The organism is Nocardioides sp. WJ219 (assembly GCF_058559815.1).
The window spans coordinates 487024-498747 of record NZ_JBZUJV010000003.1; the positions used below are offsets into that span (position 1 = coordinate 487024).

The 11724-nt window shown below is 73.4% G+C and carries 6 protein-coding genes; 3 read left to right on the plus strand and 3 right to left on the minus strand.

Annotated elements, in window-relative coordinates; all coding sequences use genetic code 11:
- The first annotated feature begins 41 nt into the window (after nucleotides 1–41).
- Nucleotides 42–929: a DUF1295 domain-containing protein gene (locus AC4MBH_RS10200; RefSeq protein ID WP_491794743.1), complete on the plus strand. Its 888-nt coding sequence runs from the start codon at nucleotides 42–44 to the stop codon at nucleotides 927–929.
- Complete coding sequence (locus tag AC4MBH_RS10205) at nucleotides 926–2047, plus strand: FAD-dependent oxidoreductase (RefSeq protein WP_491794744.1); 1122 nt, start codon at nucleotides 926–928, stop codon at nucleotides 2045–2047. Before AC4MBH_RS10200 ends, AC4MBH_RS10205 begins: the two co-directional genes overlap by 4 nt.
- 376 nt (nucleotides 2048–2423) lie before the next feature.
- On the opposite strand, the gene AC4MBH_RS10210 is transcribed toward AC4MBH_RS10205, so the two are convergent.
- On the minus strand, nucleotides 2424–4127 hold the full coding sequence (locus AC4MBH_RS10210) for a copper resistance CopC/CopD family protein (RefSeq protein ID WP_491794745.1): 1704 nt from the start codon (nucleotides 4125–4127) through the stop codon (nucleotides 2424–2426).
- Between the two features lie 143 nt (nucleotides 4128–4270).
- Here AC4MBH_RS10210 and AC4MBH_RS10215 point away from each other — a divergent pair, with 143 nt between their 5' ends.
- Nucleotides 4271–4498: a tautomerase family protein gene (locus tag AC4MBH_RS10215; RefSeq protein ID WP_491794746.1), complete on the plus strand. Its 228-nt coding sequence runs from the start codon at nucleotides 4271–4273 to the stop codon at nucleotides 4496–4498.
- An 81-nt stretch (nucleotides 4499–4579) separates the two neighbouring features.
- Here AC4MBH_RS10215 and AC4MBH_RS10220 read toward each other — a convergent pair whose 3' ends face one another.
- Together AC4MBH_RS10220 and AC4MBH_RS10225 are read right to left on the minus strand one after the other, a co-directional pair.
- Nucleotides 4580–10660: a cadherin-like domain-containing protein gene (locus AC4MBH_RS10220; RefSeq protein ID WP_491794747.1), complete on the minus strand. Its 6081-nt coding sequence runs from the start codon at nucleotides 10658–10660 to the stop codon at nucleotides 4580–4582.
- A gap of 158 nt (nucleotides 10661–10818) precedes the next feature.
- Nucleotides 10819–11640, minus strand: coding sequence for an IclR family transcriptional regulator (locus AC4MBH_RS10225; protein WP_491794748.1), 822 nt, complete (start codon nucleotides 11638–11640; stop codon nucleotides 10819–10821).
- Nucleotides 11641–11724: the final 84 nt, after the last annotated feature.

An 11724-nucleotide genomic window follows, 5' to 3' on the forward strand; every position in this document is an offset into this window, starting at 1 on the left:
AACTCGTCCGGACAGGTGTCCAGATCGACTAGCGTGCGCCCGTGGGCAAGGGGGCGTCGCTGGTCAGGGTGGGCCTCGCGTACGCCGTCGCGATCGCGGCCGGCGGGGCCTGGCTGGCCCTCGGGCCCGACACCGGCCGGCTCTGGCTCGACGGCCTGCTGGCCGACCTGGTCGCGACGCTGGTGATCTTCGGCGCGAGCCGGCTGCACCGCAACTCCAGCTTCTACGACGCCTGGTGGAGCGTGCTGCCGCCGTTGCTGGCGGCGTACTGGTGGGCGGCGGCAGGCCCTGACGTCGACGACACCCGCAGCTGGCTGGTGCTCGCCGTGGTGGTGTTCTGGGCGGTGCGACTGACCGCCAACTGGGTCTACGCGTTCCCCGGCCTGCACCACGAGGACTGGCGCTACCCGCTGCTGCGCGCGCGGGCCGGGCGCGCCGAGCTGCTCGTCGACCTGGTGGCCATCCACGTGGTGCCGACGCTCCAGGTCTTCCTCGGCATGCTCCCGGTCTACGTCGCCCTCACGACGTCCGGCCGCGACGTCGGCTGGCTCGATGCCGTCGCGGTGGCGGTGGGCGTCGGCGCGGTCGTGCTCGAGTGGGCCGCCGACGTGCAGATGTACCGCTTCGCCCGCACCAAGCAGCCCGGCCAGGTGCTGGACCGGGGGCTCTGGGGCTGGTCGCGGCACCCCAACTACGTCGGCGAGCTGGGCTTCTGGGTCTCGCTCGGGCTGTTCGGCCTGGCCGCCTCGCCGGGCGACTGGTGGTGGCTGTTCGTCGGCGCCGCCGCGATGCTCGCGATGTTCCTGGGCGCGAGCATCCCGATGATGGAGCAGCGCAGCCTCGAGCGCCGGCCGGGCTACCAGGACGTGATCGACCGGGTGCCGCGGTTCGTGCCGCGCCCGCCCCGGCGTACCGGGGTCACCACGTGAGCGCAGACCGCCCGCGGGTGGTCGTCGCCGGCCTGGGTGACAGCGGGCTCCTCGTCGCCCGCCACCTCGACCAGCGGCGCTTCGAGGTCGTCGGCATCTCGGCCAAGCCGATGCTGGTCAGCGGCCAGGAGCTCGGGCACCGCCTGGCGCGACCGGAGCAGTGGACCCGCGACTACCTCGTGGGGTTCGACCGCTACCGGCGACTCGACGGCGTGCGCACCGTGCACGGCGAGCTCACCGGCCTCGACCTCGACGCGCGGTCCGTCGAGGTACGGCTCGCCGACGGCACCCCGGCCCGCGAGCGCTACGACGTGCTGGTGATCTCCACCGGCGTGACCAACGGGTTCTGGCGGCGTCCCGACCTGCAGAGCGCCGAGGAGGTCGAGGACGCCGTCCGCGCCGACCACGAGCGTCTCGCCCGGGCGCGCTCGATCGCCGTCGTCGGCGGCGGTGCCGCGGCGGTGAGCAGCGCGGTCAACCTGGCGCAGGTGTTCCCCACGACCCAGGTGGGCCTGTGGTTCCCCGGAGAGCGGCCGCTCCCGATGCACCACGACAAGGTCTGGGACGACGTCGCCGGGCGCGCGCGGGCCGCCGGCGTGCGGCTGCACCCGGGCCACCGGGCCGTCGTACCGGACGGGTTCGGGCTCGACCGGATCACCGACGGCCCGGTCACGTGGAGCACCGGGCAGGACCCGGCCGAGGCCGACGCGGTGGTCTGGGCGATCGGGCGGGTGCGGCCCAACACCGGCTGGCTGCCCGCCTTGCTCCTCGACGACGACGGCTACGTGCGCTCGGGCCGCGACCTGCGGGTGCCCGGCCACGACGGGCTCTTCGCCGTCGGCGACTGCGCCGCCACCGACCCGCTGCGTTCCTCGGCCCGCAACCGCGCCGACAAGCAGGTGGCCCACAACATCGCCGCCCACCTCGACGGCAGACCGCTCAAGCGCTTTCCCGCCACCCGTCGGCGCTGGGGCGCCGTCCTCGGCCGCCAGCCCGACGGCGTCGTCATCTACACGCCGCGCGGCGGCCGGTTCCGCTTCCCCCGCGCCACCGTCGACCCGCTGATGGTCTCGCTGATCACCCGGCGCGTGATCTACGGCGGCATCCGCCGCCCCTGACCCGCTGCGGGCGCGGACGGCGTCCGACCACCGTGGGTGCCTTCCCTCGCCGGGTCTCGACTCGGGCTCGCTGGCGCTCGCCCGGCTCGACCAGCGTCAGTGGACGTCGTACGACGACCGATCACCGTCGGGGGCGCGTACGACGACCGATCACCGACGGTGGTCGAGCCGCGGGGACGAAGTCTCTGCGAGTCGAGACCCCCGCAGGGTGCGCATCTCGCCGGGTCTCGACTCGGGCTCGCTGGCGCTCGCCCGGCTCGACCAGCGTGGGTCACCGACGGTGGTTGAGGAGGTTGCGCTAGCAACCGTCTCGAAACCACCCCCAGTCGAGACCTGCGTCGGGCCTCCTCGACCAGCGTGGGTCGCCGCGGTCGCGTCAGCCGACGCTGGCCTCGCCGCCGCTGACCGGGAAGTCGAGGGTGGTCGCCGGGGTCTCGGTCTCGGTGGTGCGCAGGGAGACCACGAGCTCCCAGGTGCCGGGGGAGGGGAGGACGACGTCGGCCTCGTAGGTGCCGGGGGCGACGGAGACGACGGGCACGGCCCCGAGGTCGACCTGCTCGGAGGTGAGGGCGGCGAGGGGGGCGGCGTAGCCCTCGGTGGGCGAGCCGGTGGGGTCGAGCAGCTCGAGGGTCACGGTGTTGGGGCCGGTGGCCTGGCTCGAGAGCGTGGCCTGCACCCGGATCGGGCCGAGCAGGGCCGACCGGACGACGGGTCGGCTCGTGTCGAGGCCGCCGGCGACCTGGGCGTCGAGGTCGGGGGTGCGGTCGACGAGCAACCCGGTGACCAGCAGCACCACCACGAGCACGCCGGCCTCGGCGGTGACGGTGCGGGCGACCAGCCCGGCGCCGCTGCGCCGGTCGCGGCGGCGTACGGCCTGCTGCAGCCCGGGCAGGAGCCGGAAACGGTTCCAAGCGGCGATGCCCACCACGACCAGGGCGGCGACGACCTTGACCAGCAGCAGCCGGCCGTACGTCGTCTCGACCAGGGCGTCCCAGGAGCCGACGATCCGCCAGGCCAGCAGGGAGCCGGTGACGACCAGGGCGACCAGGACGCCGGCGCCGGCCGCGGAGAAGCGGGCCAGCACCTCGACGCCGACCGAGCCGCGCCCGGCCAGGTCGCGCAGCACCAGGGTGAGCGCCACCAGGCCGCCGAGCCAGACCGAGCCGGCCAGCAGGTGCAGCATGTCGGCGCCGACCGCGAGCGCCTCGGGCGTGGCGGCGCGGGTGTGGCCGGTCAGCGCCGGGGCGCAGGTCGCCACGACGGCGGCGGCGACGGCCGCGCCCGCGCGGCGCCGGCCGGGCAGGCCGTTCCCGAGCAGGACGACAGCCGCGACCACGCCCGCGGCGACCGCGGCGGCCACGGCGTACTCGACGGCCGGCAGGGCCGACCAGGTGGCGCCGTCGTCCAGCGACCCGAGCCCGGCGCCCCGCTGGTAGGCCGCGGTGACCGGCAGCCCGACCAGCCAGGCGAGCGCGGCCGCGCCCGCGCCGACCCGGGCGGTGGTCACCAGCCGCCGGCGCGCCTGCTCGGTGCCCCGGTCGAGGGGCAGCAGGAGCAGGACGAAGCCGGTGAGCCCGGCGGCCAGGAACAGGCCGAGGTAGCCGACCCAGCGCACCACGCTCAGCCGGAGCGGTGCCGGCGCCGCTCCGGTGGCGACCGAGGGGGGCGCGACGACCGACGTGCTGGGGGCGCCGATGGAGAAGCTGAGCGACCCGCCCGTGGGGTGGCCGTCGCGCGAGACGACGCGCCAGACCACGATCAGGGTGCCGTCGCCGACCTCCTCGTCGAGGGAGACCTCGAGGGCCGACCCGCTCACGCTCGCCGACGACGCCACCGTCTCGCCCTCGGCGTCGTAGACCTCGACGCCGTCGGGCACCTCGGCCACGGTCTCGCTGAACGTGAACCGCACCTGCTCGGGCGCCGCCGCCAGCACCACGCCCTCGCCGGGGTCGGTGGCCACCAGGCTGGCGTGGGCCCGCGCGGGGGCGGCGGAACCGAGCACCAGGGCCGCGACGAGGGCGAGCAGGGCCAGGACGGGGACGAGCCGGGCGGGCGGGCGACGGACAAGAGCGTGACCCACGTCACCACTCAATCAAGCACGGGAACTGGTGTCAAGGATGTGAACCACCGACCCGTCCGCTAGCCTGTGATTCACATCACCGAACACAGGTCGCGCACGTGGACACGCTCGTGGTCCGGCGCGGTCGAGACGAGAGGACCCCCATGCCCAACATCACCGTCGAGCTCCTCAAGGGCCGCACCGTGGAGCAGCGCCGCGACTTCGCCGCCGCGGTCGCCGACAGCGCCGTGGAGATCCTGGGCGCCCGCCGCCAGGACGTCCGCATGGTGTTCAGCGAGATCACCCCCGACATCGTCGCCAACGGCGGTGTGCTGGCGAGCGAGGACGACAGCCGTGCCGGCGTGGTCGCCGCGCTGGCCGACCAGGGCTGACCAGGGCTGACCAGCACCACCCACGACGACGCGGGCCCGGAGGACGATGTCCTCCGGGCCCGCGTCGTTCGCGTGCCGGCGCTAGCGCCGGACCTTCATCACCACGCGCTTGGACACGCCCGTGGTCAGGGCGCTGCCGCGGAAGGAGACCGTGACGGCGACCGACCCGCGCCGCGGCGCCTTGGGCAGCGCGAACGTCACGCGGCCGTCGCGGACGGTGCCGCTGATCGTCCGGCCGCCGACCTTGGCGGTGGCCGTGCCGTCGACGGGTACGCCGCCGGCCGCCCGCAGCAGGGCCGTGAGGGTGACCCGCTGGCCCGGCCGCACCTGCTGGGGGGCCAGCAGCTGCATCGTCGGCGTGGCCTTGCGGACGGTGACCTCCACCGTCGTCGTCGACGCCGCGTGGGAGTCGTCACCGACGTAGCCCACGGTGAGCGTGTGCGTGCCGGGTCGCAACGACCGCGCCGGCAGGACGACCGACGCCTGACCCTCGCTCAGGTCGGCCGAGGCGACCACCCGGGAGCCGAGGAGCACCTCGACCTCGCCCGTCGCCGCGTCCGGTGCGACCGCGACCGACACCGTGCTGCGCTGCCCGTAGGTGTACGACGGCGCGGTCGCCGCGGCGACCGCCGTCGCCGCCGGCGGCAGCTCGTCGACCGCGATGGTCACCGTGGTCAGGCCGGAGTCGAGCGTCCCGTCGTCGACGCGGTAGATGAAGGTGTCGTAGCCGCTGAACCCGGCGTCGGGGGTGTAGGTGAACGACCCGTCCGGCTCGAGGCTGACCTCGCCGTCGGCCGGCTGGCGCACCGTGGTGGCGGTGAGCTCGTCACCGTCGGGGTCGACGTCGTTGGCGAGCACGCCCGGTGCGTCGACCTCGAGGACCTGGCCCTCCACGCTCAGGTAGACGTCGGCCACGGCGGTCGGCGCCTCGTTGCCCGGCGAGCCCCCGCCCTCCTCCACCGTGATCGTCACCGTCGCCGGGGCCGAGGAGACGGTCCCGTCGGAGGCGTGGTAGGTGAAGGTGTCGACGCCGGTGTACCCGTCGTCCGGCGTGTAGACGAGCCGGCCGCTGGCCGAGAGCGTGACGTCCCCGTGTGTCGGCTGGGTGGCCACCGCGGCCGTCAGTGCGTCGTCGTCGGCGTCGGCGTCGTTGCCCAGGACACCCGGCGCCGCCACGACGAGGACCTCGTCCTCGTCGGTGACGAAGGTGTCGTCGACGGCGACCGGGGCGGTGTTGCCCGGGCCCGTGACCTCCTCGACCGTGATGGTCACCGTCGTCGCGGCCGAGTCGGCCGTCCCGTCGTTGGCCCGGTAGGTGAAGGTGTCGGTGCCGACGTAGCCGGCGTCGGGGGTGTAGGTGAACGACCCGTTCGCCGCCAGCGTCACGTCGCCGTGGGCCGGCTGGGTGACGCCGGTCGCGGTGAGGTCGTCGTCCTCGGCGTCGGTGTCGTTGGCCAGGACGCCGGGCGCCGCGATCGTGAGGACCTCGTCCTCGTCGGTCGTGTAGGAGTCGGCGACCCCGACGGGGGCGGCCCCCGCCGGCTCGTCCTCGAACAGCTCGGTGACCTGCTCCGCGGACAGCTCGTAGCCGTACATCCGGAAGTCGTCGACCAGCCCGTCGAAGCGCGGGTCGGGCCAGCTGGTGCCGCCGATGAAGTTGGCGGTGGTCACCCCGCCGACCCCGACGTCGGCGATGCCGAGGGTGAAGTCGGTCCGGGTCGCCTGCAGCTCGCCGTCGAAGTAGATCCTCCCGGTGCCGCCGCTCATCGTGAACACGACGTGCGTCCACTCGGCGAGCGGCAGGTCGTTGCCGCCTCCGAGCGTCAGCCGCTCCTGGGCGCTGCCCGGGGTGCCGGGTGCCTTGAACGTGGCCGCGAACCCGGTGGGGCCGTTGGCCTGCGTGGCGGACTGCAACAGGAAGAACGTGTCGGTGCTGTCGCCGATCTGGACCAGCGGCACCCAGTTGGGCAGGGCGTCCGGGCGGGCCCAGACGGAGACGGTGAACTCCTCGTCCATGCCGGCCTGGATGTTGTCGGGCAGCTCGACGTGGTTGCCCGACGAGCTGCTGCCGCCGGGCAGCTCGACGCCGTCGTCGTAGACGCCGTCGGGTGTCCAGGTCGTCGCGCCGCCGAGCACCGCTGCGCCGACCGACGGGTCGTTGCCGGAGTTGACCGAGGTGGTGCCGGTGCCCTCGTCGAACTTGTAGTGGATCGGCACGCCCTCACCCGGCGGCGGCCGCTCGACGGTGTGGGTCACCGAGGCGGTGGAGTCGCGGAACCCGGCGTCGGCCAGGAAGCGCACCTCGATGTCGTGCTCACCGGGGGAGAGGTTGAGGTCGGGGAACGTGACCGTCCCGGCGGCCACCTCGACCGGCTCGCCCACGCGGGCGCCGTCGACCCAGAGCTCGGCGCTGCCGGAGGCCGGCTGGCCCCCGTCGTCGTCGATCTCGGCGGTGACGGTGAGCGGCTCGGCGAACGGCGACGGCGACGCCGGGTCGACCGTGACGGTCGTCGTGGTGCGCTTGGCCGTGCCGTCGGCGTACATCGAGGCGACGTCGGCCGAGGTCAGCGCCGAGGTGTAGATGCGCACGTCGTCCATCAGGCCGTCGTAGGCAGGGTCGGGGAACCCGTTGCGCCCCAGCCAGTTGTTGGTCGTCGGGCCGACGTCGGTCATGTCGATCGTCAGGTCGGCGCGGGACGCGACCTGCTCACCGTTGAGGTAGAGCGTGCCGGTGGCGCCGTCGCGGGTGAAGACCACGTGGTTCCACTGGTTGGCGGTCACGTCGCGGGTCGGGGCGGCGTACACGCGTTCCTGCAGCGGCCCGTTCTTGGCCTTGAACGTCGCCGCGAGCCCGGTGTTGCCGGCGGCCTGCGTCTGCATCTGGATCTGGAAGAAGCTGCCGGCGCCCTCCAGGCCGTCGCCGATGTGGAACATCCCGATCCAGTTGCCCTTGGTGTCGGGGCGCGCCCAGAACGAGGTCGTGAAGCTCTCCTCGCCCTGCAGCAGGTTGTCGGGCAGGTCGACCGCGTTGGCGTTGGAGCCGCCGGGCAGGTCGATCGCGCCGCCGAACACGCCGTCGGGTGACCAGGTGGTCGCGCCGGTGAGGGTGGCGGCCCCGACGCCGGTGTCGGTGCCGGTGTTGGCGGCCGTGGTGCCGGTGCCCTCCTCGAACTCGTAGTGCACCGGTACGTCGCTGGTGCCGGGATCGGCGGCGATGACGACGAGGTCGTCGACCATCAGGCCGGGACCCGACCCGGGTGCGGTGAGCGAGAGCGTCTCGGAGCGCGAGTCGGCGGTGAAGGTGCCGACGTAGGAGCCGTAGGTGACCGCCGATCCGCTCTGCGACGGGTTGGCGGTCGTCGCGGTCAGCGTGGCGTCGAGCGAGCCGACCTGCAGCCGGGCCGTGGCCGGCGCGGTGCCGGTCGAGCGGCTGTCGCGGGCCAGGCGCAGCGAGACGCGGTACTCACGACCGGGGTCGAGGTCCTCGAGGGTGCGCTCGATGTTGCCCGCGCTGCCGAGCGCGAGCTGGTAGCCGGTGAGGCCGAGGCCCCCCTGGCTGGCGACGGTGCCGCGGACCAGCTGGACCGGGCCCTCGACGGTCCACGGGGCCATCCGGCCGTTGCCGGGAGCGACGTCGATGACGGCCGGCGGGTTGGCGCCGCGCCACTCGACGGGCAGGCGGGGGTACTCGAACTGGTCGACGACCTTCGGGGTGCGCACGTCCATCTCGACCTCGGGGTCGACGTCGACCATCGAGGCGACCGAGGGGGTGCCGTCCTCGTCGAAGACGTAGAGCATGTAGGAGCCCGGCGGGGCGTAGGTGCCGTCCTGGGGCGCGGTGACGGTGACGCCGCCGGCCGACGCGGTGAAGTCCAGCTCCTGGAAGCTCTGGTCGTTGTTGAACCCGTGGGTCACCGAGCCGTTGCGGACCAGGGTGACCCGCGAGACGGTGCTCGAGGTCGCGACCTGGAAGGTGCCGTCGTACCCGATCTTCTTCGCGACGTTGGTGATCGTCGGCCGGGTGGCCGGCTGGTCGTCCTCGAAGAGGTACGCCGGGGAGTAGTACTCGACGTCGGTGTAGTTGCGCGGGCCGGGGGCGCCGCCGCCGCCGACCATGACGCGGCCGTCGGGCAGCAGCAGGGCGGTGGAGTGGTAGAGGCGGGCGTGCTCGTGGGGCACCTCGACCTCGGTCCAGTCACCGGTCTCGGGGTCCCAGATCTCGGGGTTGGTGACGGTGTCGTCGCGGCCGTTGTTCTCGCGGCCGCCGCCGGTGATCAGCACGCGGCCGTCGGGCAGCAGGGTGCCGGTCGGCCAGTGGCGCTGGTACTTCATCGGCTCGGTGGGGGTGACGACCGGGGCGTCCGTGCCGCCGGTGATGTCGACGGTGAAGCCCGCACGGGCGCCGTCGCCGCCGCCGCCGTTGGACCAGGCGCCGCCGCCGACCTGCAGGATCTTGCCGGGGGCGTACATGACGGCGGTCGAGGTGGCGCCGACCGGGTTGCCGTTGGCGCCCTGGTTGGCCGCCGCGGGCGGCACCGGGCCGCGCAGGGTGAGCGCGCCGTCACCGTCGTTGCCGGCGGGGTCGAGCTCGTACATCTGGGTGCCGCTGATGTTGAACAGCGTGCCGCTGCCGGGCGCCACGAAGGCGCGGGGGTACCACCAGCGGTTCTCGTCCTGGCTGCCGTCGCCGTAGGCGGCGTTGCTGGTCGCGCCCTCGAGCAGCTTCCAGCCGGTGCCCTCGTCGGGGGTGAAGATCTCCGGGGTCAGCACGCCGGGACCGCCCGGGCCGCCGCGGAGGCTGCCGCCCTGCACGACGATCGAGCCGTCGGGCATCGTCGTCCCGGTCGGGTACCACCGCGGGATGTTCATGGGCGCCTCGTTCTGCAGCCCGTTGTTGGTGGTGTAGCTGGTGACGCCGATCGCGGCGTCGTTGGGGGCGTTGCCGCCCAGCCCGTCGTCACCGCCGACGGTCATCGTCGCGCCGTTGTGGGGGCTCTGCACCTGCATCGAGCAGAACAGGTCGGTGTAGGTGGTGTTGGACAGGATGCCCGCGCGGAGGTTGGCCATGGTGCGCGGCGTCGAGGGGTCCCAGATGTCGACCTCCATCTGCCCGCCCTGGGTGATCGAGCTGTCGCCGGTCCAGTCGTACGGCGTGGTGTCGTTGCCCCAGCCGCCGACGCTGCCGAAGGACTGCACCTTGCCGTCGGAGGTGAGCGCGACGTTGATGGGCATCAGCGGCCACGGGGTGACGCCGCTCCAGGAGCCCTGCTCGTCCTTGGCCGGCGGGGAGCAGTCGGCGGCGAGCAGGCCGGCGCCGTAGGCGATGCCGTGGCGCAGCTGGGTGCGGATGTTCGGCTCGGCGTAGTGCGCGACGTCGTGGCCCATGCCGGTGTACCAGGACCGGCCGGTGTCGATCTGCTGGCACCAGGTGATCGGGTGCGTGGTGCCCTGGCGGCCGCCGGTGGCGTCGGTGGCGTACGTCGACTCGTCGGCCTCGAGCAGGGTGTGCACGTTCTGCGCGGGGTTGACCAGCCAGTCGTACCACTCGTCGGTGCGGGTGAAGGAGGCCGGGAGCCCCTGCGTCAGCGGGCTGGCCGGGTCGGAGACGACCACGCGGCCCTGCCGCTGGGCCGGGCCCTCGGGGTGGCCCTCGGAGGAGGCACCGACGAGCCGCTGGTAGAACGGGTTGACGTCGTGCTCGCTCTGCCCGACCGACCAGCCGGCGTAGTGGATGCCGACGTAGCCACCGCCGCCGCGGATGTAGGCCTCGAGCGCGGCGCGCTGCTCGGTGTTGAACAGCACCCCGCCGGTCTGGGCGAAGACCGCCACGTCGACGGTGGCCAGGTTGGCGGTGCTGAACGCCGCGGGGTCCTGGGTCTCCTGGACCTGGAGCGTCTCGCCGTACTGGGTGGCGAGCTCGGCGGACAGGTCGCGCACGGCCTGGCGGGCCTGGACGTGGGAGGCGTGGAAGTTGTCCTTGTAGAACAGCAGGACCTTCAGGACCCCGTCGTCGGGGGCCGCGGCCGTGGCCGGGGCGGTGGTGGCGGCGGCGAGGGCCGGCAGCGCGACCCCCAGACCCACGACCAGCACCAGCAGGCGCCGCAGCAGCCCTGCGGCCCCGGTGGTGAGACGCGTGCGGACAGATCGGCGAAGCAGGTTCATCTGGATCCCTTGGCTCGACATCGTGGTCGGCGCGAGGGCCGGCTCCCGACGGCGCGGCGTCCTCGTGTGACGTCCGACACTAAGAGCGGAGATCGTCCAGGGTCAAGAACCGATGACAGATTTGTGAACTAAAGGGTCGTTCTGTTCACGTGCGTGAACTATCGGGCGTGGGTCGCCTCGAGCCGGGCCTTCACGCTGAGCAGCGTCTCGATGATGAAGTCCTCCCGGCCGCCGCCCAGCCGGCTGATCGGCACCGCGACGCTGAGCGCGTCGCTGGAGGTACGGGAGAACGGCAGGGAGACCCCGAAGCACCGCACGCCCATGCAGGACTCCTCGCTCTCCATCGCGTAGCCCACGGTCGCGGCCCGGTCGATGATCGCCAGCACGGCGTCGCGGTCGGTCGTGGTGTTGGGGGTGATCGCGGGGATGTCGTGGGGCACCAGCTGGTCGCGGACGTCCTGCGGCTGGTCGGCGAGGATCGCCCGCCCCAGCGAGGTGGAGTACGCCGGCAGCCGCCGTCCGACCGCGGAGTGCATCCGCAGCGGGTGCAGCGACTCGCGCTTGGCGGTGTAGATGACGTTGACGCCGTCGAGCCGGCCGAGGTGGACGGTCTCCTCGGTCGCGGCGGCGACCTCGTCGAGGACGGTCGCGGCCCGGGCCAGCACCGGGTCGCCGTCGAGGTAGGCCGAGCTGACCACGAGCGAGTGGATGCCGAGCTGGTAGACGCTGCCGGTGGGGTCGGTCTCGAGCCAGCCGCGGTCGGTCATGGTGCGCAGCAGCGCGTGCAGGCTGCTCTTGGGGATGCTGAGTCGCTGGGACAGCTGCAGCTGGGTGCCGGGGCCGTGGGCGGCGATCTCGTCGAGCAGGTCGAGGGCCCGCGCCGCGGACTTCACCGGCCCGGCGACCGAGGCGCCGTTGCTCGTCGGGGGCAGCGGGGCGGTGACCGTGCCGATGGTGGTGCTCGTGAACTGATCCGGCATGCGCCGTGCCTCCTTGAGTGGTGAACGGACCCGAGGCCGTCTCGGTACCCAGCCTAGCGCCGTTTCACATATATGGACTAGTTT